Origin of the sequence: Bradyrhizobium sp. 33ap4 (genome assembly GCF_032654765.1) — a bacterium.
Classification (GTDB): Bacteria; Pseudomonadota; Alphaproteobacteria; order Rhizobiales; family Xanthobacteraceae; genus Bradyrhizobium; species Bradyrhizobium australafricanum.
Genome location: NZ_JAUMTJ010000044.1, coordinates 32839 through 54383 on the forward strand (window position 1 = coordinate 32839; position 21545 = coordinate 54383).

A 21545-nucleotide genomic window follows, 5' to 3' on the forward strand; every position below is an offset into this window, starting at 1 on the left:
ACGGCCAGATTGTTTCTGGCCGTCTTTTCCGCGAGGCTCATCGAGCCGCTCGGACTTGTTGCAGTCGCTCAAGGTACCGAGCGAATACCCGCCACGACAGCGGGGTCCCGGTCCTGAAGATAACGAGATCGGAGCAAGCGGAGAAACCGCTGCTACAGCGTTGGCCGTTTGATGGCTCGTGGCCCTTCCTTCGCAGCTACTCGTGCGAAAATGCTCCCGAATGAACCACGTCAAGGAAAGCCTGGCTGCGCTGCACCTCCGAGCAGGAGTTGGCCCGCACGCTGAAGTGTCCCTTCGTTCAAAGCCGCATGCTGAGCAACCACGAAGCTGTCGCACATCGCGCGCGCCAGATTGCTCGTCGTGTACAGTGAGCCAGTGCCGGCGAGACGGCTCGCGATCTTACAGACCTCGGCGCTTTGAAGCGCGGCGTTAGTCGCGGCGAGCCGCATCAGCGTCGCCGTATTCGGATTTACCGCGTCATTGAGCGCCTCGTTCCACAGCTCATCGGTAGCCTCATAGAAGAAGGACCGCGCGGAACGCAGCATAGCCTCGGCTCTGGCCGCTTCTAGTTGGATGTAGCCCCGCTCTCCCATCACAGGCGCTCCGGTGATCGAGGCGCGGTTCCTGCTCATAGCGATCACCTCGTTCAGTGCGGAGCGCGCAATACCGACGCCAACGATCGCATGTGCCTGGGCGGCGAACGTCACTGACGGATAACGGTAGATCGGCCGGTCGAGTGTCGGCGAGCCGCCGCGGACCAGGGTCCATTCCTCCGGCACGACGACGTCTTCGATAACTAAGTCATGGCTGCCGGTTCCCTGCAGCCCAATGACGTCCCAATTGGGGCGGATAGTTACCTTTTCGGCCGGCACTACGGCTACACGCGGAAGGTCGCCGATGGGATCGTCTTCCACCCTGATGCCGACGCCGATCAAAGCCGCCCCGGGCGAGCCGCTGGCAAATGGCCACACGCCGTTCACGACAAATCCGCCGGCACTGCGCCTGGCGGCCTGTAGCGGAAAAAGCGCAGCCGCGTACACCACATCGGGTCCATTCGCATAGACTTTGGCGAGTGTTTCATCCGGAAGAGCAGCGAGATTGCAAGCCCCATCACCGAAGCTGGCGACCCAACCGGCCGAGCCATCTGCCTCGGAAATGCGCTCGATCAGCTGACAGAACGCGGCCGGCGTTTGCTCCTCGCCGCCGAAACGCTTGGCGACCATAGCTCGATAGACGCCAACTCGTTTAAAGCCATCGATTATGTCGCCTGGAATTTTTTGCGCGACCGCGAACGTGTTTCGACGGCTTCGGATCTCGGCGAGCAACGAGGAGAGGTTATCCCCGCTGACAGGCTCGACGTCGGCTTCTGACGGGATCATCTCTGGAGAAGCGTTCATAAATTCTCCTTGGTGCCTATACGGGTGCTACTGCGCGCCATTGACGAAGAGCGGATATCCTTCCAGATCGTAGATGCGGCGGATTCGTCTTGGGAACATAATCATTGCGCAATATCAGACGGTTGGAGGCTCGCATTGCGAGATTGCATTTTCGTGGGTGACCGCAGCGCATGATTTGTCTGGTCTTCTCGAATTAGGGGCGGTCGCTTTCGTTGCCAGGCTCACGGCCGATCACGCCCGCGAACTGCTGCTGGCGACCCAACCGAGCGGCACGCATCTGCCATCTTCTCAGCAATCGGCGTGCCAATGAGATATCATCTGGCACCCTTGCCGAAGAGACGCAGACTACGTGATACGCTCTGAGCTTCGCGGCTCCATGTCCGACTTCTGGCATAGGACGTTGTCAAACGAACACGACGGGCGGAGCAGGACGGAAGCAGGCCTCGATTTCCAATTTCGACCGCTCGGAGGTCCAAGTGATCCGATAGAAAAAGCTGTCATTGCTTTTCGAGTTGAGACTCCGCAGCGGTATAGGCCGAGCAATCGTTAGATGGTCTCTCGACGAAGGGATCACAAGCGACTGTGTGCTGGAATCTCTTTGGCTGCGTATAGCCAATAACCATCCATATGATTTTCGTCGATATGGGTCGACTTCGGCCCAAGACCCCGACGCATCCGACCGGTTATACCTCATCCTGCAGTCGTCTCCTTGCCGTGGAGGTACCGCGACAGAGAGACGTGTTGTTCGAGATCGAGCTCCCCATAAATGTTGTAGTGCCGGGGGCGCATTTCAGGTTCGACAGATGTGGACCCGGCCTCCAATCGAGACCTTTAATGCGAGCAACCGCCAAGCTGTTCCTGCAAAGACATTCAACCTAGCATCAGAAACCGTGAAAGTTAGCTGCCGAATGCGATGCACAAGGCGATTGAAATCGTTGAGCTTAAGAATCGTGCGGGCGCTGGCCGCATTGGGGTTTGCTCACTGGTTAAGCTGTCATTCGGATGCGGTTCTAACATCTCTGAAAGCGAAAGCTCCGACCTAGGCTCGGAAGGCTTGAGCAGCTGTCCGAGCCGCCGAGCACCTCGTTCAGCCAAATTGTGGCCGATGGAAGAGAAGAACGCGGCCTCCGGGCAGGCTTTCGGCCGTGTAGGGCTGACCGTGGATTAAAAATCGTGTCATTGGGACATACTCGCTCGGCAGAAGACCCAGATTTTGGAGCATGTCGATCACGGCAGGCGAAGCCTCTTGGGGGCCGTGCCTCCAGTCGTGGGGGAACAACTCTCCGATTTCAGGCACTTGCCGGAGCGGCTGATGGCCCGATGCCTGCGCCGCAGACGGCGTTGGAGGGTTTGCCGCCGCCTTTCGCAATTCGAGCGACGCGGGCGGATCAAACCCGGGTAGAAGGCCGCCGTACGTATGCGCGAGAGGCGTCGGCGTCAAAAGCGCAGCGTCACCCAGCAAAGCGAACTTGGGGTGATGAATGAGTTGAACGTCGTTGGATCCGCTCGGTCCCAACACAGCCGTGTAGCGTTCGCCGCCAATCTCATAGTTCATGATCGGATGTTCCACATTAGGCAAGAAGTCCCACTTGCCCAGGGTGGATAGCATCATGTCGGGCGCCAGCTGCGTGCCATGGGAAAAGTCCCTTGGCACCGCGAATGAAACATCAAACGTGTCACCGGCAGCGGGAGACCGCAGATGGATAAGCTGAACATCATTGCGCCCTCCCGGTCCTAACACGGCCGTATAGCGCTCACCGGCAATGTCGTAGGTCTGTACCCGCTGTGCCGAGTCGGGCAACAGACCCCAGTGGCCCAATTTGGAGCGCATCATATCCGGCGCGGACTGGTTGCCGTGGGAGAAGTCGTCTGGAACGGCCCAGGAAGCATCAAAGCTTTCGCTGCCTGGGGGAGACCTCGTGGCGAGGATAGCACCGCCTTGGTCCATCATCCCTGCAAGGTACTCTTCAGAGGCAGGATTCTGCGGCCGCGAGCTCGGCTGTGAGGGGAGGACATCGAAAAACTCTTCCCCACGGACACTTTGCATCCCTGGGCGGTCAGGCGAGCCCACTTCCCGCCAAAACTCCGGTACAACAAGACGGTCCGCGGTCGCAGAGCCCTCCCGATCCGCGGCATCGAAAAGATCTTCCTGGGCAAAGCTTTGCATGGGCGAGGGGACGACTGAACTTGGCGGCGGCCACAGTTCAGGTGCATCGAAAGTTGTGCCTGCCGGCGCGTCCTCTCGATTCACGGCATGGAAAAGCTCACTCTCGTCGACACTTTGCGGGTTAGAGTGGCCGGCGGAGCTCATCGTCGGCCAAGACGCCGATGCATCATAGGGCATGGCTGGCAGCAGGCTCTGGCGATCCGCGGCATCGAAATGCTGTTCCTGAACGAAACTTTGCACGGGCCAGGAAGCGGCATCGCGCATTCCCTGCCAAAGCAGCGATGCATCGAAGCTGGAAGGCGTAAGCTCGCCGCTCCGCTCCGCGGCGTCGAAAAGCATGTCCTGGGTTACACTTTGGATGGGAGAATAAGTGGCTAAACCCATTTCATGCCAACCCTGCGGAGCATTGAAACCGTCAGCCGCCAATGCGCCCCGATCCGCAGCGTTCCCAAAAGGCTGCTCCTCGAGAACCTGCAGCGGTGAATGGGCGGCTGGCTGCGTCGGCAGGCGCGAGCTGGCTGCTCCCAAATTGTTCGGCCCGATGATCGCGCGATAGTTGCTGAGCCTGTTCAAGGCGTAGACAAGTTTATCGTCATCCCGAAACAAAGCTTTGGCATGACCGAGCAGCGCTTTGTCGCTGAGTTTAGCCATTGACAGGGGTCGCAGTGCTGCCGCTAGCTTCCGGAGACTGCTAGCATAATTTCCGGCCGTTTTCGCGTCGATTGCTCGACCGAAGCCTGCCTCAGCGGCCTCCCTGATGAGCCGTTCATCTTCCTTGGAAGGACGGTAATGTGCTTTGGTGGGCCTCGCGATGGCGTCAGGCTCGCGGTAGCGGCTGACCATCAACAATGCTGGAGCGATGACTTTGTCCGTTGGCAGCAGCTTCTTGGCATAAGCGAGCAACGTATCGTCATTGAGCTCAGCAATTGATTTACCTGACTGCTTCAGCAACTCGGCCAATTTGCGAAGTCGGCGATCATAAATGCTCACGGTGGTAGAACCCGGCGGTGGCCCTCGCTCGAGGGCAGCGCTGGACGCTGCCTGGATCAGGCGATCGTCTTCCTCAGAGACATCATAAAGCTCTCGGTGTGGATATATAGGGCCAGCCTGACCCGCTTCCCCCAAGTGCTGCTCAAATTCGGCTTGCTGCCGTTGCGGTTGCTCCACCGTTGCTTCGGACGCAGCGGGTCCGGTATCGGCTGGGTTGATATTGTTGAATCGGTCCATGGTCTCGTCTGCTGGTGTCGCCCTCGTGTTCTCTCGCTAGTACCCTCAGCTTTCCAAAACCTGACGTGGGCTCGCCAGATGTAGGAATCAATGGGAGTCGGCAAATGCCTTCTCCGAGGTGCTGCTGCGTGGTGCCCTCAAGATAAAGTTGGCGACAAAGAGGGGAGGAGCACGGCAATTGGCCAACGCACTTGCCTCCTTTGAGGAGAAGAGCAAGTGCACAATGTTGGAGTTGATTTCTATTGCCGCCAGCCACGATGTGTAGGTCGAGATCATTCATGATGATGGACAGAACGAGTTCGTCGGATGCACGGCAATCCCAAATCGCACGGCTTGTGGGAACTGACGGCACCCGCGCCGCCGAATACGGGTCCTCTTGTAGGCGATGCGAGAGCTGATGTCGTCGTGATCGGCGGTGGATACACCGGTCTCTCCGCAGCCATTCACCTCGCGAAGGCTGGCGCGCGCGCCGTCGTGCTGGAGGCATACGAAATTGGGTTCGGTGGTTCTGGGCGCAACGTTAAGTTCGTCAATGCGGGCATGTGGGTCATGCCCGACACGCTCTCGGGTACGCTTGGCCCTCCGTTTGGCGAACGGCTCATCGAATTGCTGGCTGGAGCACCGTAAGAGGTTTTTGAACTGATCGAGAGAGATGTGGTCGACTGCGAAGTTGAGCGCGCGGGGACCCTGCATTGCGCGGTCGGCCATAGGGGCTTGCAGGAAATCCAGATACGTGCCGAGCAGTGGCAAAAGCGCGGTGCTCCGGTCGTCGTGCTTAACGCGGAGGAGACCCGCAGAAAGATTGGCGGAGGCAACTATACTGGCGCGATGCTAGACAAGCGCGCCGGTACAATACAGCCGCTGGCCTATGCGCGGGGTTTGGCGCGCCTTGCGCTTGCAGCGGGCGCGAGGATATTCAGTCGGACTGAGGTTCTCACAGTCAGCGACATGGGTTTGTGCTGGAGGGTCGGCACGGCTATGGGATCCGTACGTGCTGAGTGGGTGGTCGTCGCCACCGACGCTTACGGGAACAGACCTTGGTCGCAGGTCCGTCTTCCTTACTTCAATTTGGCCACGCGGCCGTTGTCAGATCGTCTCAGGACCTCAATCTTGCCCGAACGGCAGGGAGCATGGGACACCAGCGCGGTCCTTTCCTCGTTTCGCTTCGATCGGTCGGGCCGTCTGGTGTTCGGCAGCGTTGGCGCTTTACAGGGGATCGGTGCCTTGGTTCACCGAGCCTGGGCGATCAGATCGCTTCGCAGGCTGTTTCCGCAGCTCGATGAGCTTGAGTTCGAAACCGGTTGGTTCGGGATGATCGGCATGACTTCGGACCACCTGCCGCGCTTTCACAAGCTCGACCGTAACCTCGTCTCCGTCGGCGGCTATAACGGACGCGGGATTGCACCCGGGACCGTCTTCGGCCGTGTGTTGGCGTCCTACGTCCTCGGCCACCTTGCAGAAAAGGATCTACCACTTCCAGCGGGGCCTGTTGAACATCGGCGGTTTCGTGCCGCCCGTGAGGCCCTCTACAGAGCAGGCTCCCAACTGGTTCACCTCGCTGGAGCGCGTCTCTGATCCACCTAGTGGCAGTCGTATATCCGATCAAGGCGAGTTTCCCCGTTGGTATGGCCATTTCCGGCACGTAGCGATCTACGTGAATTCTTGACATCCGCAGTCGCGTGGCCCTGCCGTCAAGCTTGTTGGTCGGCGTCCATACGCCGTCCTGACGTCTGCGGATTGGCAAACTCGCACCTCCTGCAGAGCAGAAAACCAGCCATTCCGTTCATGCGATCGACGACTTCGCGAAAGATTGTTCCTTCAAAGAGATGTTCGTACTCGTCGCGCAAAAGATTGCCCAAGACATGACGCCGCTCGAAATCCATGCAGCACAGAGTAACATCGCCGTTTGGAAGAAGGATATTGCGATATTGTTGTTTGCCAAGACATGTCAAGGCTCCGATGACCGGCCGTCGTGGTTTGATGATATCCGGATCGAGACGTCCTCGCGTGCTGCTCAGTGGCCGCAAGCGCTCAAGCTTTTTAGCGGGAATGATGTCGGCGAGAGCGGGATGGATTGTGCCCAGCACGACGAATCGAATTGAGGGAATGTTCGCCTCGAGAAGTTGGCCCATGACGTTGAGATAGGACTTTCCAACGAGGCGTCTGTTCATATAACTGCCGTCATCAGGAACATGGACGACGAAAGCCCTAAACTGGAGCATTTGCAAGCGCCGGACGTCACTCCCGTTCATCCCGACAAGGGTCGTGAAAATTCGGATGTCATGGCCGCGTGCGTAAGCATGCTCAACCATGCTGGTGCACGACGGATGCAGCCAAGGCTCCGAGTAGCCGGCAAAACTGATGTCGGTAGCCGTGGGCACGCGTGCCAAACATCGCTCGAAATCGTGCAGGCCAAGATGCTTCGCTAGAGACACAGGTCTTTGACGATCGGCGAACTTGTCCTGGGAGCAATATGAACATCTGACGATGCATCCTGCGGTCGTGGTTATCTCCAACACCCTGCGACCAGGATTGACGGCGCGTAAGCTTTGTAACACCATGGGATATGCCATCATTCTGTCTGGTCCTTTCAGGTGCCGGAGAATTGGAGAAAGAGCGCAGCATTTGGTGCGCAGCGGCTTGCCTTGCTTCTCACGGATTGCAAATCCAGGATAGGTCGTTTGGCGAAACGACCTAGACCAAGATCCTGCCTCAACGCTAACAACGCGCTGAGTTCGATAATGCTCAAGCAAGGTGGGGCTGATCTGGCGCGTCAACTCCTCCTCTCCGCCACAACCGCCACTTGGTACCGTTGGCCGTCATTGGCATCATAGTTTCGTTTCGCACAACTTGATGCTGGACTCGGTAACCTCGGTGGGGACGCTTACGCAATCCTGGCGAAGCGGAACGAGTATCTGACCGCCCGCCCCATCGGGACTTCGTATTTCCTCTTGACGGGCGGCGCGGACCCGAGGCCCTCTTTTTTATGTCAGGCGGAGCGATAGCCCTCCCGAATGGCCCCGACGATGTGAACGTGATGGCGCGGACGATCAATCATCGCAGCCCTCGACGGCAGTTGTCCGCGAGAGCTTCCCGTCCCGCCCAAATGCAAGTTGCTGGTCAGGATGATGGATGAAGCAGCCTTGTTGCATACCGATGAACAAACTTGCTGTTCCCGGCGGAGCGGCGGTAACCGTTTTCGTGGGCAGGATCAGCGCGGGCGGTGGTCACCGCACGATCCAGCGCCAAGCAAGGAATTGAGTGCGGCCGTTAGGAGCTGAAGACTTCGCATTTTGGCCTCTTAAAGAGGGGGGAGCTGCGGTCGCATTGCGTCCTGTTTGATAGCTTGAGCAGCCACTGGCTGGAGCATTAGGCACCGCTTACGTAGCGCGGATGGTTCTCATCGCCCCACTGGCGCAAACGGAGTTAGAAAGTCAATACGATACTTACCTGCCGGAAATGGTAGGGGTGACTGTCCGGTTTTTGCGATATTCTGCTGGAGCAGCGACCCGCTCGCAACCGGCACGCCACGGCAGCTCGAAACTATCGATCGCGATCTGTGGATCCCTCATCTCTTGAGAGAGCAAAATCTGCGGAGACGATCATGAAAACGCAATTGGCGGACTTTCGAGCCGACGACGACGCCTCCAATGTCCCGCTGAGCAAGCTGGATGTGAGCGAAGCCAAGCGCTTTCAAGACGATAGCATATGGGATTACTTCGAGCGGCTGCGAAGGGAAGATCCCGTCCACTACTGCCAAGAAAGCCTCTATGGTCCATATTGGTCGCTAACGAAATACCGCGATATCGTAGAGGTAGATACCAATCACAAGATATTCTCGTCGGAGCGGGGTGTTACCATCGCCGACGTGCCTGACAAGCACTGGACGCAAAGTTTCATCAAGATGGGTCCTCCTAAGCATCGCGAGCAGCGTGATACTGTAAGTCCGATCGTCGCGCCGGAAAACCTGACGAAGCTCGAAAGCTTGATCCGCCGTCGCGTCAGAACGATTCTGGACGGCTTGCCGCGCAACGATGACTTCAATTGGGTGGATCGGGTCTCCATCGAGTTGACGACGCAGATGCTTGCTACGCTATTCGACTTTCCATTTGAGGATCGGCGGCTCTTGACCTATTGGTCGGATGTGGCTGTTGCAATTCCGAAAACCGGCCAGCCCGTCGACAGCTGGGAGAAGCGAAGTGCGATTTTGTCTGAGTGCTTGGCGTGTTTCGCGCGGCTTTGGAACGAGCGCATCAATGCCGAGCCGCGTCTCGACCTGATTTCAATGATGGCGCACTCGCCTGCAACGCGACACATGGAGCCGAGCGAATTTCTTGGCAATCTAATTCTTCTGATCGTGGGTGGGAATGATACAACGCGCAATTCGATTACCGGCGGTCTTCTGTTCATGAACCAGCATCCCTCCGAGCTGCAAAAGCTACGCGATAATCCCAAGCTGGTCTCAAGCGCCGTGTCCGAGATTATTCGGTATCAAACGCCCATCGCACATATGCGCCGCAACGCCACGGCCGATATCATCGTAGGTGGGAAACATATCAGGAAGGGCGACAAGGTCGTCATGTGGTATATTTCTGGTAACCGGGACGAAGAGGTCATCGAGAATGCCGATAGCTTCGTCATCGACCGCAAGAACGTGCGGCAACATCTTTCGTTCGGATTCGGGATCCATCGCTGCGTTGGGCGACATCTTGCAGAGCTGCAGTTGAAAATCCTCTGGGAAGAAATCTTGAAGGCGCGGCTGGAGATCAAGGTTGTCGGCGAACCCGAGCGAATTGCGTCCAACTTTGTCCACGGGTATTCCGCTCTTCCTGCGCAGATTGCAGCTTAGGTCGTGATGCTCCGGCTACTAGCAGCCGCTCAGCTGCGCGGTCTCGTCTCACTGTTTGACCACTCTCCGCCGCGCAGGACCGAAAGCGGTGATCCGCGCGAGGCGTCTCGGGAGCCGGGTGGCTTTCGGCAAACGTTGAGCGCCTGCGACAAGCGACGAATGGAGGTGCTCGAGGGCGTCGGCTTTTCCTGCTGGCTGAGGCAGGCCAGAGACCGATCCCAGATTGGAAACAACCTTTGACAGCAATTTCGATGTGTCAAGCGATGAGCTCAACATTGAAGATTGTAGCGGTGGGCGCGATTTTCTTTGGAGAAGCGCTTTCGATCATTGCAGAGTTGGTTGCCTCAAAGCAATTCGGAAAGGACGGCGGCGATTTGACAACTCTCCTGCCGATGTTCCTGCTGATAGCGTTCGGCGGCATCCTTCTCGTCTTCGGATATGCACTGGGTTACATGTATCTTGAGAATATCTGGGTCATCATCGCGACATCGGTGGGAGCAATTTTAGTGGTGGAACCGATTCTCACGCTTCTGCTGTTTCGAGACGTGCCGACGGTAGGTTCGCTGATCGGATTGGCGCTCGGTGTGCTTGGCACGCTCGCCGCGTTATTTTTATGAGCATATTCCAAGTACGCCTAGATGGGCAGCATCTCGGCGGTTCTATCCTGAAAAGGACTTGCACAACGTCCGTTCTGCTCAATTCGAACACGAGAAAAAGAGGTTGTTACGACGCACCGTTCCAATCGAGCCACATCTACGTATCGTTGGATCGGTAAACTCTTCTGGTTGGATCCGTAAACTCTCGGTCGAACAACGGCATCTCTTTCCCGGTTAGCAAGAGGTTCGCTGCTGCCGAAAGTCTGCAAATCGACATCCTACCGGTACTTCCTTTGCCGCAGTCCTCCAGTCCGTTCCACGGTTCGGCATGCTAGACAGCCTTCGGTATTCGGGAAGGCACTGGCAGGGCTATGCCCTAGACAAGCCGCCGCCATCGCCGAGTCCTTGAGGGATCGCCGTCACTGCCATAACGCGCAGCCTGGCAGTGCGCATTTCTATTGGTCACGGCGAGGCAGCGCCGAATGCGGACACGCGTTACAACCGAGCCTCCCGCGCCTCATGGGTCATCCCTATTGCTGCCTCCAGCGCCACAACAGCTTCCATGAAATTGGAACTCGGGCGGCCGGGGGTTTCTTTGTGCATCCGCAGAGCATCCTTCGTCAGCCAACCGTCAGCCAGGCGGTCTATCCAGGGAGGCTGCGCATTGTTGACCGTATGGGAGATGGACATGACGGGCATTGGCCGACCTGGCGAGCCGTACGTTGGGGCTACAGGAGCCGACAGCACGTCGGGATCGAGTAGTACGCCTTCGGCGCCCAATTTTGTCCCTGCGTTTGTCCCTGCGGAAGGCAACCGGGTTTTCGACTCCGTCGTGGAGCGGATGCGCTTAGCGCCTGAAGATAGAATGGCGACGCTCGCGAGCCTGCCCTCAGGTTCGGGTGTGGCAGTCCCCATTTCCTCAAGTGGTGAGGGGATCAACGCAGCGAAACGAAATATGGACGGCCTGCTTGAGGAACTTGATGCTTGCCACAGCGCTGCCATGGGCGCTCAGAGCTCGTCTGAGGCGCAAGAGTTGATCGATCAGGTTGTCAAAGCGGGCGCAGCAGTTCTGGACTACTACGCGGGCCTTCCCCCAGATGTGACGCGCGGCATTCTTTTCGACGATCAGGCTCGCCGAGTTCGTGACCAGACGCTGGATGCGGGGAACCAATGCAACGCGCTGGCCGCGCCGACTATCTACGCCTTGGAGCAGAGTAGGAAGAATGCAGGAAAGATACTCGAGCGGATGCGCCAATCCAATGCTCCGCCCGACCACCTGATCCGAACGGCTTCTAGTGCGGCGAAACACTATTTGGCCTGCACGGATTGGTGGGGAAAAAAGGCATTGCGCTCCGAACGGATGCAGTCCGTCTGCGCAGCCACTGCCAACTTGCCAAGTGCAACGGCCGAAATACGACAGGCGGAACAGGCGACACTACGGCTGCACACCGGCTGGGCACTGTATACGAAGTGCGTGCATCTGCAGTCGCAGGTCGCTCTCGCGCGGGTCATGATTGAGTCGCAGGCGAGCACGCTCGACCCGGCCGTCAGGCAAATCCTCTTGGGCGAGAACGGTCGGGCACGTCTACTCGGAACCTTCATGGAGGATGTCATTCCGGCATTCCTCTCAACGGGCGACGCTGTCCTGAAGAGCAAAGGGCAAGCCCTCGATGCAGCGCACTGCGCCGTTCTGGAAGGGGTCATGGAGCGCCTATCGGAATTTGCGTCGGCGTTGCCCAACATGGTTGCCGAGCTAAGGAATAAGGGAGCAAGTCCCGAGCTTCCGTTGGAACTGTTGGATCAGATCGTGGAAGGAGCGTGGGTCACTGCCCATGAGGTTATGCGCCTCCTGGCAGTGCAGCCGAAGACACCAGCCATCATTGCACCGCCAACGGAGGCTGGCCTTGCGATACCGGCCGACGCCGCCGGCAGGGCCCCGGCGGCCGAAGACAGTCCAGCGCGCAGGAAAGGGAAGGGCAAGCGCAGGCAGGCCGGAGGTGCGGGGAGTTCGGCAGCCGGGCGGCGTCCCGAGCCGCAGCCCGCTATGCCCGACGCTGACACGGCGCGAGCCGCCAAGGTCATTGTGCTCTCGGATCTGGGCACGAAGAAACTCGCGAGTGCGGAGGAGGCGCATGCGAGGGCGTCATCGTCGGCGAGGGGACACTTGGCGATATGGCAGGCTCCGCCATCGAAGGAGGCACTGACACGCCTGCTCGAGCGGTTGGACGAACTCTTGCAATTCGATCTGGGCAGTCAGCAAAGAGCCGTTTCGCAAGCGCGCCACATGAAGCCGGAAGATGCCGACCACGTCGTGGACACCGTGGTCGAGCGGCTGCAGAGCCAATCTGCGGAGATAGAGGCGTGTGTAGCCGCGCTCGACGAACCTCGCCGACGCGGCCTACTCACGCCTGTGCAAGTGCCGGAAGTGCACGACAAAATAGTCCGCCTCAAGGCGATGTTGTCGGAGGTTCAGGGGCAGATACATGCTTTGAAGGCACGAAAGGCGTCGATCGAGATCGATTGCATGAAGACCTACGCGTTCCCCTCGCAGAAGTACCTCGAACGGTTGCAGACGGCCGAAGAGTTGGCTCCCTTGGAGCCACCGCGCGCGTTGAAGGGCGAGCCAGGAAAGTTGTTCGAGATCAAGCTGCAGCCTGCGCCACTGGTCAATGGTGCGGTGCCACATCCGATGTGGGTGCACATCCATACGAAGCGGCCGGTCTATGCATGGCAGTTGGCGACATTGGATGACGCCGAGTTCGCCGCTTGCCACGTGAAATCCAACGAACAGCGCGGCTACAATCGCCTCTGGCAGAACGCTCGAGCTGCAACAGGCCACGATGACGTCGTGATTCACCGCGGCAAGCTCACGCCTGCGTTCTGCAAATCCTTGTTAGGTGCCGCTTTTAGCGGCTACCCAGGCTATCCTTTTACCGAGACGGAGCACGGGATACGCAGGTGACTCGACACGAGACCAGTCAAGGCGTCTCGGCAGAGTGCCGCTTGTGGTGACGGCATCGGTCTTCTTCGCATCCGAATCCTAGTGTTCGAATGAACCGCACCTTGGGCCCGCGGGCACTAACTCCTGGGAGAATCGAGGCGCGGGAAGAGACACGCGCTCTATCTACACAATCGCAGGCAATCCGTTTTCGATGCCGCACGAGCAAGCCCCCACTACGAAGCGATTCGACCGAGTGCGAAGACCAGCGCTCGGGTGACAAGCGGCCCCATGGCACGGTGTGCTTTAGTTGGAGGGACAAATGTGTCCGGTGCCGACGGCGATCCGTTCGAATGTGATCACGAACGGCGGCAAAGACCTGTCATATCCTTGCGAACTGGCGGGCAAACCTTCGGCGGGATTTTAGGGCGCTTTTGCATGATCCGCCCCCAGGAAGACAAGTATCCTGGGCCGGTTTGACGAATCGAATTGGCGATGCACAGTGCGGTTGCCTATCCATGCTGCTCTTGGATGAGGCTACGATGGCCCCAGCATCCCGGCTTCCACGGCCCCCAGAAGGTGCTGGGGCTTTTCGTTGTTCCTTGAGCGCGTTGGGGCGCGCCCGATCTCGATCCGCGCCGGTGCTGGGTCCATGTCCGGACGATCTGTCGTTTGGTGGCGCACCGGCCCGGCGGCATCAATGTTCCCACGACCGCTCGGCTGAATATCTTCGGGCACATCTGGCTCGATAACGCCATCCTGTAGGCAGACGCCTATGACGGGTGCAGCCAGCTTTATATGGCGGCTTCCCCCTGATCGATGCGGAAGGTCAGTAGGCCGCCACCGTTCCGGCCAGGGCCGAGTCGCATCTGGTCGAGGGTCGGGTGGCTCAGCATCACGGTCATCACTTCCTTCATTGATAGTAGTCCGCCACGGATGCTGGCGCGGCAAAGGCATGGCTTCGACGGGCGCGTCGCGGGCTCGCGTGGTCGAGCCCTGCCTTGACGACGGCGCTCACGGAGGCGCAGCTGAATCGCATTGAGCGCGCTCTCGTAGGCTGATTCCAGCCGATTGCGCTCGTAGCGTCGCGCCAGAGCGATAATGCCCGTGGCGAAATAAAAATACTGTTCGGAATACGGGCGCTCGCGCATCAACCGCTCGACCGGCATGGCGAGGCAGACGCATTCCGCGCTGCCATCTTGATCAAGCTGGCCGGCGTCATATTGACGTGAGGCCTAGGATTGGGGTGTGCTCGTTCAACGTAACATGGCGACTGCGCTTGGAACGCCGCGCCTGGCTGGCGACGTGGTGATTCTGCAAGATGTCGACCGCGCGATGGCAGGCCGGATGTCCACCTGACGACTGATCAGCCGGCGCGGCGCCAAGTAAAAGGTCTTATCGACTTTGACACGATAAGCGGGTGCACGTTTGCCGTTTTCCATTCGGCATATTCGAATAAGGATTTCGTCGGGAGTGGCGCCAATGGCGCGCTCGATCTCTTCGAACATCTCCCGGCGGGATTTCCCGCCACGGCGCATCGGCCGGCCGGTTAGCGCCTAAAGCAATTCACCAATCGCGCTATTGAGACGGCCTCGCCCCGCCCACGCTGCGAGAACATCGGCAATCCAGGTCCTAGGGTTGACGCAAGTGCGGCTAGCCAGTCATGGCGGGCAGGCTCGCCTGCTACGTATGGTCCCTAGCTCAGTTCTACCGTGCTCAGGCCTGAGCAATCTAGCGTCCTCGGGTCTGGCCACATCGCGCCACGTCCGGCAGTCCATAGCTCGACCTTCCAACGCTTGCGAGCACTTCAAGTCTCTTATGCTGCCACTGCGCGCCTTCGATCCCCATTTGTGCCGGCTCGATCCTTGCTCATCACTCGTGAGCGAGCCCGACGTTGCTCGTCGGCGTGCGTTATTCGATCCGCTGACCAATCTCGATCGGTGATGGTCAGCGGCAGTTCGAAGATGATGTCAGTTGACACAACCGATCAGCGCTGCAGAGCAATGAAGATATCTGCGCGGCGGCTCTGAGAAGTCTTATTGTTCGATCCCGCGGTCTGCGAGCAGCCGGTGCATGACTTCGCCTTTGATCTCGCCAGCGATTTGGTTCCGGATTTGAGCTCCGAGCACCCGCTCGGCATCTGGGTCGCCTAGCAGACCGTGCTCGGCCAAGCGCTGATCCAGGCGGCTTTGAAACTCCTCACCCATGGCTTCGACGAGCCGATCTTGCATTGCTTCATATTCGTCCGGAGCGATGCGCCTCAGCACCGTCTCCCAGGGTTGCCAGCGGGTTGCCATGTAGTCGGTGAATTGGTTCGCTTCCTGCTCCCGAACCAGGTCCAGCGCCCGCGCCGCATCATCCGGGGTCACGTGAGAGACCGACAGGAAACGCATCTCAGGGGCGACGTGACTGAGCTCCAGCGGCTCGCGCAGGAGGTGTTGATAGGCAAGGTAGACTTCGACATCGTCTACGTTCGGGTCGACGCTGAGGAGCGATTCAACCCTGTCGCGCGCGATCCCGTCCAGCGCCTCGAGGCGAAAAGCAACGCGGGCGCGCTGGATCAGCTCGCTAAGCCGATCATCATACGACCCATTCTCGACCTCAGCATTGAGGCGCGCGGTCCGCATACCGTTCCAGTGCAGGGTAATACGATCCTCGCAGCTCGCGTTGGCCTCGGAAGCCTGTGTGAAAAACTGCTCGCGCAGTCTCGGATCGGCCGCCGCCTGCCGCAGATCGTCAGCCACTGCCTGCCGAAACTCGTCGCTGCCCTGGTTTACGGTCCCTCGTAGCCTCTCCAGGAAGCGGGCGTAGTCCTGAGCGCCCGGCTCATCCGCAAAGTGCTGCCATTCGGCAAGCGCTGCGAGGTCGTTCCCGAGCCAGTGCGCCGCAGCCTCGTGCAGAGACCGTTGTTCAAGATGCGGTGCCGCCAGGTGAGCGCGGACCTCGTCCGGGAGCGGGTTGTCGGCGAACGCAAGCTCCAAATTCGGGTAGTTTAAACTCGATAGGAGATCCTCAGGCAGGCCGGTCAGCCGGTTGCCGCTCAGATTGAGCGATTGAAGCCAGCCGGGAAGGGGTTCGGGGAGGCTGATCAACTGATTGCTGCTGACATCGATTTCGATAAGCCCCGATGGGAGGACGGGAAGCTCGGTCAGCTGATTGCCGCTAACCGCGAGCGAGGTGAGGCCGGTCGGGAGCGCGTCGGGCAGGCTGACGAGTCGGTTATTGTTTGCGCTTAGGATCCCGAGCCCCGCCGGGAGATCTGCCGGCAGACTGGTCAACCTGTTATCGTTCGCTTCCAGGCGATAGAGGCTCGCCGGGAGCACGTCCGGCAAACTGGTCAACTGGTTATGGCTAACAAGAAGTTCGTTGAGACCCGGGGGCAGCCGAGCGGGCAGGCTGCCTAGCTCGTTGTGCATGGCGCGCAGTTCCCTCAGCCGGGGCGGCAGGGCGTCGGGCAAAGCGGTCAGGGAGAGGGATGACAGATCTACCAAATGCGATCCAATGTTCTCCGCAGCCCTAATTCGTGAGCGCCCCTGTCGCCGATTCTCGGCTTCGCCCTGGCCCTCTTCGGCGGCCCAGTTTTCCAGGATGCGCGCACGCGAAGAAGCGGGGGTCCGATATCCTGTCAAGGCTTCGACCCAATCTGCCAAGGCTCGGTTGAAGCCGCCGAGGTAGCTTTCCTGCTCCCCATCTTCAAAAGTGTCGAGGGAGGAGTTTGCACTTCGCTGTGCCTGTCCTGTGTTCATCAACTTTCTTCACTGTTGGAATCAAAGAGTACGCCCGGCGCTTCCCAAGACCGCGAAGCAGGCCGTTGCGCAGCGCAACGATCGTTCGAGCGAACGCAGACGCTCAGGGGCTACCGACTCCTGGCCGAGCCGGTAAGCCTCACACGAGGTCCTCCGAGGCAATTGGATCGATCCTGTTGCCAGGCTTGCTGCCACTTCGTGACCAGATAAGTCCTGAAGACCGTCATCGTGGAAGCTTTCTGAGCTTAGCAGGCCTACCTGTCGATCAGCTGACGAGCGTTGCTCCAGGTTGGCCAGTTCGCTCAACCGTTGTTGCCAAAGTAGGTCACACCAACGGCTGAGCGGATCAACCTCTTCAGATGAGTCGGTGCCGACTGCTTGTTACTTGGGGAGAGACGTCGCACCTTTTGGAAGATCGCAGCGCTTGCTCTGATTGCTAGAACGCACGGGTACGAATGGATCGTATCCTCAGCCAGGATCCACAGCCCAGTTTCAGGTCACGACAGCAGTGTCGTTTCCGACGCGTGGTTGCAGTTTTTGCCGATCGGACCTGTCAGCTTATGGAAAGCTAGATGTCTTAAGCCCTCCTATCTGTCGTCATGGACTGAGCATGCTCGGTCTCGCAAGGGGGTGGGGATGGATTCTTTTCAGGAGCGACAGATACAGCGGGGTAGTGCCAGCCTTTCCGCGTCTTCCGGCCAAACCGACCGGGAAAATGAGGCATCGGCGCAGTGGGACGGAGTTGTGTCAGGCTATGCAGAAAGCCCGGCGGATTCAGCTCATGCGAACGGAGAAATAGACCAGACGCTTGAGAATTGGGCTGCTGAACAGCACGTGGGTCCACTGGAGGATCGGGAAGAGGCGCTAAGGCGAGTGAATGCTCGGGATGAGGTCGCGAGACTGGATCTCGAATCATTGTCTCTTACCAGTCTGCCTCGACTTCCGACCGAAATCGTCGTGCTCGAGGTCCCCTTCAATCGGCTGACCAGTCTGCCCGATGGTCTGCCTGCTTCGCTCCAGCGTCTCGACATCAGGGGCAATCAGCTGACTAGTCTGTCGGCTCTTCCGGCCGAGCTCAGAGGGCTTGATGCAAGCTCAAATCGACTGAGGAGCCTGCCCGAGGTCCTGCCTACAGCGCTCCAGTTCCTCGACGTCAGCCACAATCAGTTACCGAGCCTGCCTGAGACTCTCCCTGCTTCGCTCCAGTTTCTCTATGCCAGCCACAATCGGTTGACGGGTCTGCCGGAGGATCTGCCGGCTACGCTCCAGTTTCTCGACGTCTGCCAAAACCGCTTGACGGCTTTGCCGCAATCTCTCCCTGCCATGCTCCGGTTTCTCGACGTCAGCGAAAACCAGTTGGCGAGTCTGCCTGAGGATCTGCTGACGCAGTTGGGCGCAGGTGCCAGGATAGAGCTGGGTGAAAATCCCCTGCCCGAGCAGGTGCTGACGAACCTGGACACAACCCTCCGCGCCGAAGGGTATACCGGTCCGACCGTCTACCTTTCGCGCGATGACGAAAGTGATTTGTCCGGGACAGACGATGGACAGGCCGATGATCTCGCTGAAACAGTCGCAGCCTGGCTCAGGAGCGATCCGAAGCAGGGCGATCGAGAGGTACTGGCCACTTGGCAGAGCTTTGCAGAAGAGCCGGGCGCCCAAGAATACGCGTTTTTCCTCGAAAAGCTGTTCGACTCGGTCAATTCTGGCAATGAACAATTCCAGCAGTCGGTCGCTGACGATCTGCGCTTGGCGGCCACCAACCCGCAATTGCGCGCGCAGTACTTTCAACTGGCTCTCGACGCCAACCAAAGCTGCGAGGATCGGAGAACTTTGACTTGGAACGGCATGCAAACCGCGCGGCTCATCGCAGACGTCGAGAACGGGGCCTACGACGATACGGCCCGACTTCCCGATCTCGTCGATCTTGGGCGCATCATGTTCCGTCTGGACGCGCTTGAGCGGATTGCGCGCGAAAAGACTCACTCGCTTCAGTCCGCCTACAACGTCGAAGACATCGACGCCGTTGAGGTCTATCTTGCTTATCAGAACAAGCTGCGCGACCGGCTAGGACTGCAACACGTCGCGCCCGCTATGCGCTATTTTGAAGTCTCCGGCGTCACCGATGCCGACGTTGACAGTGCGGAGACCTCCGTCCTGACCAAGGAGGCGGCGGAATTCGCCGGCTATTTGGCGACGGACTGGCAACCTTGGGACGGCCTGGTGCGGCGAATCGCTCCTGAAGAATATGCCATGATGCAGGGCCAGCTCATTGATGCAATGGGGGAGGAGTTCGACAACCGGCTGGAGCAACAACTCGCCGACAAAGGCTTGGCCGGGAGTGCATCTGATCTCGTCGAGGATGCCAAGCGAGAATTGGGTGCTGAGATTCGCAAGGAAATCGCCCGCGAGATCAAGGGCGCTCTAAGAGACAAGGTGCTCAATGATCACGGCGTGAAGCTCTGAGGCCGCCTTTGCTACAGCGAGAAGCTAAAGGAAACTTAAGCTGATTGAGCGCGTGGTTGACCGTCGATAAAGATTTCCGCCGCTTTGCCAAACACTTTAGTTTGCGAAAACTTCCTCGTTGGCGCTCTGATTTGCCGCAACTGCAATCTCACGTTCACTTGGGTGCGGACGCTGGGTCAGACAGAGGAGCGCGATGTAACACGCATGTTCATAAATCTTCGTAGACGTCTGGCTCGCCCCGAGAGCGATCATCCTTTTTACAACGCAGCAAATGTCGCGATGGGATCCTGGCCGATATCCTGAGTGGCGGTTGTCTGGCTTTAGCCGCGCGGTGCTTTTCTCGGCCGCGGCCCAGACTACGCGAACGGCATCAGCATACATGTGCGCAATCCCCGCGCCAACGAAACCACGCCGAATGCCAGAAATAGGCCGTCAGTAAGCCGGCGGCCGATGACAGGGATGTTAGCGATCGCATCATTCCCAGCGGAGGAAGCGGCTCGTATCAAGCCGCCACCGTGCGAGCCGTATGCTGAGAGAAGGAAGGCGCCGAATAGGTTGACGAATAATGCATCAAAGCCGGCAAGGCCAAGGCGACGTCTGGCGGGACAAGGCGCGGGGACCTTATGTGCTGCCGTCCACAGCCCTGCACCTGCGGGGAGCAGGATTGTGCTTGTAAGTGGCGTTCCGACCCGTGCCCGAATCCGGGGCGACCAGATCAGTGCGAAGAAGATCCACCGCCGAACTCCTCAGGCGTTGCTGCAAAGGGGATGGCCAGACTGGTTAGTTGGTTGGCATCGACGGCTAAGCTCCAGAAAGCTCAGGCAGGCTGGTTGCTATGAGCGCGGGGCTCGCGAAGGGCAGCCGGAAGGGCGGGAGGACTGATCGATGGGTTGTCGCCGATGATCAGGTAGCCGAACAAACGAACGGAATTCACCGATCTCTGCGGTCATCGCATGCGCCACGAAGAGTTCGCTTGCGCACTCGATGAGGGATGTGACGGGACGGCCGGGCGTCACTCGTCCGGTCAAGGAATGCAAGTCACCCGGCCCCGGCCAATGCAGTCACCGCGTTCTCCAATTGCTCCGATTAATGCGTGAGTCCTCGAAGCCCGCGAGAAGCAACCATGATTGGCTCCGCTGATTCCGAGCGACTGATGGCCAGAGCCGCGGAGATATCCCAATTCATCCATTCCGTAGATGAGCCTGATCAAGAAAATCAATTGTACCACTTATGGCGCCTTCATATATCCGTGGAGGACGGCTCGGGGCCTATCTACGGGAGTGACTCTGAAATGAAAAAATTGCTGTTTGTAACCGCGAGCGCCGCTGCGTTTGCAACGACGGCGCTGCCGGCCTTTGTTGCCGAGGCCGCCGATCAACCCGTCGCCAGCAAGGTGCAGCTAGCCGATACGTCATATCCTCAATGCGCGGAGGACCCGTTGGATGGCATCTGTGATCTGTTTTTTTGTTTGACCGATCCGGCGTGCGTACAGCACTAACGACGGAAGACAAACCAAGCCTAGAACGAGGATAGAGGCACCGGCCGCTCGCTGGACGGCGGCCGCGTCCTCCTTCTCCGACTATGCTGGCAGATTGCTAACTGCACTTTCTTCAGCGTTCCCTCCGGCAATAATTCTGCCCCGCAACATTTGGGGGTAGCAATGCCTGCGGATACAGTTACGTGGCATGTTGGTACGCAGCCGGAGCGCGGTCAGGCAGGCCGAGAGCATAGGTGTGCGTAGGTGTTAAGCGGATACTGTTCCGCCGACTGCGTGAATATCGTGGCGAACTTCTGCCCATCGCACTGTCAAGAATGGTAGCGATACAGCCGGCTTCCTGTTCTTGCCGCGAATGATGCAAACGCTACAAACCTCAATCGCCGTGGTTCCCAATGGTCGTTCCTGCTGGTGGATCGCCGCGATCGACGCCAGCCGGTTGCCTATCACTATGACTCCGCTCCGCCGGAGCTTTGGGGGCGCCCGGAAGGACAGCGTGGTTGACAACGATCAGGCAACGCGCGCCGCTGAGCTCCACTTTGTCACCGAGGCCAGGAACGAGATATCAACGCGGTTGAAATCGTTGAGTTGAGACCTCCTGCCTAATGTTGTCTCGGCGCGCTTCAAGGTGAAAACCCATAGCGCTACGTCGAGTTTGCAATAGCCA

General features: G+C 58.8%; 10 protein-coding genes and 1 pseudogene. 6 read left to right on the plus strand and 5 right to left on the minus strand.

The genetic code is table 11. The features are described from left to right. Positions 1–230 precede the first annotated feature (230 nt). Together Q2M23_RS29380 and Q2M23_RS29385 are read right to left on the minus strand one after the other, a co-directional pair. A complete protein-coding gene (locus Q2M23_RS29380; RefSeq protein WP_316397896.1) occupies positions 231–1397 on the minus strand; it encodes an acyl-CoA dehydrogenase family protein in 1167 nt (388 codons plus the stop codon). A gap of 1087 nt (positions 1398–2484) precedes the next feature. Next, a complete protein-coding gene (locus tag Q2M23_RS29385) occupies positions 2485–4791 on the minus strand; it encodes a hypothetical protein (protein ID WP_316397897.1) in 2307 nt (768 codons plus the stop codon). Between the two features lie 306 nt (positions 4792–5097). Between Q2M23_RS29385 and Q2M23_RS29390 the strand changes: the two are divergent. Next, positions 5098–6366 (plus strand): annotated as a pseudogene (locus Q2M23_RS29390) (NAD(P)/FAD-dependent oxidoreductase). A gap of 116 nt (positions 6367–6482) precedes the next feature. Here Q2M23_RS29390 and Q2M23_RS29395 read toward each other — a convergent pair. Further along, positions 6483–7568, minus strand: coding sequence for a radical SAM/SPASM domain-containing protein (locus Q2M23_RS29395; RefSeq protein ID WP_316397898.1), 1086 nt, complete (start codon positions 7566–7568; stop codon positions 6483–6485). 827 nt (positions 7569–8395) lie between these two features. Here Q2M23_RS29395 and Q2M23_RS29400 point away from each other — a divergent pair. The 3 genes from Q2M23_RS29400 (at position 8396) to Q2M23_RS29410 (ending at position 13198) form a co-directional block, all read left to right on the plus strand. Further along, positions 8396–9640 (plus strand): cytochrome P450, encoded by a 1245-nt coding sequence (locus tag Q2M23_RS29400; RefSeq protein WP_316397899.1) that lies wholly within the window; start codon positions 8396–8398, stop codon positions 9638–9640. Positions 9641–9915: 275 nt separating this feature from the next. Further along, entirely contained in the window at positions 9916–10257 is a 342-nt protein-coding gene (locus Q2M23_RS29405) for a hypothetical protein (RefSeq protein WP_233443032.1), read from the plus strand. 667 nt (positions 10258–10924) lie between these two features. After that, positions 10925–13198: a hypothetical protein gene (locus tag Q2M23_RS29410; RefSeq protein ID WP_316397900.1), complete on the plus strand. Its 2274-nt coding sequence runs from the start codon at positions 10925–10927 to the stop codon at positions 13196–13198. Between the two features lie 770 nt (positions 13199–13968). On the opposite strand, the gene Q2M23_RS29415 is transcribed toward Q2M23_RS29410, so the two are convergent. Both Q2M23_RS29415 and nopM read right to left on the minus strand, forming a co-directional pair. After that, positions 13969–14343, minus strand: a complete 375-nt coding sequence (locus Q2M23_RS29415; RefSeq protein ID WP_316397901.1) for a hypothetical protein — start codon at positions 14341–14343, stop codon at positions 13969–13971. 867 nt (positions 14344–15210) lie between these two features. Further along, positions 15211–16920, minus strand: a complete 1710-nt coding sequence (gene nopM, locus Q2M23_RS29420) for a T3SS effector NEL-type E3 ubiquitin ligase NopM (RefSeq protein WP_316397902.1) — start codon at positions 16918–16920, stop codon at positions 15211–15213. 636 nt (positions 16921–17556) lie between these two features. Here nopM and Q2M23_RS29425 point away from each other — a divergent pair. Both Q2M23_RS29425 and Q2M23_RS29430 read left to right on the plus strand, forming a co-directional pair. Beyond that, positions 17557–19383, plus strand: coding sequence for an NEL-type E3 ubiquitin ligase domain-containing protein (locus Q2M23_RS29425; protein WP_316397903.1), 1827 nt, complete (start codon positions 17557–17559; stop codon positions 19381–19383). A gap of 1123 nt (positions 19384–20506) precedes the next feature. Next, positions 20507–20881 (plus strand): hypothetical protein, encoded by a 375-nt coding sequence (locus tag Q2M23_RS29430; protein WP_316397904.1) that lies wholly within the window; start codon positions 20507–20509, stop codon positions 20879–20881. Positions 20882–21545 lie beyond the last annotated feature (664 nt).

Excerpts from the sequence above, each read along its gene's own strand:
- Q2M23_RS29380 (WP_316397896.1), bottom strand. The coding sequence starts at position 1,397 with ATGAACGCTTCTCCAGAGATGATCCCGTCAGAAGCCGACGTCGAGCCT.
- Q2M23_RS29385 (WP_316397897.1), bottom strand. The coding sequence starts at position 4,791 with ATGGACCGATTCAACAATATCAACCCAGCCGATACCGGACCCGCTGCG.
- Q2M23_RS29400 (WP_316397899.1), top strand. The coding sequence starts at position 8,396 with ATGAAAACGCAATTGGCGGACTTTCGAGCCGACGACGACGCCTCCAAT.
- Q2M23_RS29410 (WP_316397900.1), top strand. The coding sequence starts at position 10,925 with ATGACGGGCATTGGCCGACCTGGCGAGCCGTACGTTGGGGCTACAGGA.
- Q2M23_RS29415 (WP_316397901.1), bottom strand. The coding sequence starts at position 14,343 with ATGCCGGTCGAGCGGTTGATGCGCGAGCGCCCGTATTCCGAACAGTAT.
- nopM (WP_316397902.1), bottom strand. The coding sequence starts at position 16,920 with ATGAACACAGGACAGGCACAGCGAAGTGCAAACTCCTCCCTCGACACT.
- Q2M23_RS29425 (WP_316397903.1), top strand. The coding sequence starts at position 17,557 with ATGGATTCTTTTCAGGAGCGACAGATACAGCGGGGTAGTGCCAGCCTT.
- Q2M23_RS29430 (WP_316397904.1), top strand. The coding sequence starts at position 20,507 with ATGATTGGCTCCGCTGATTCCGAGCGACTGATGGCCAGAGCCGCGGAG.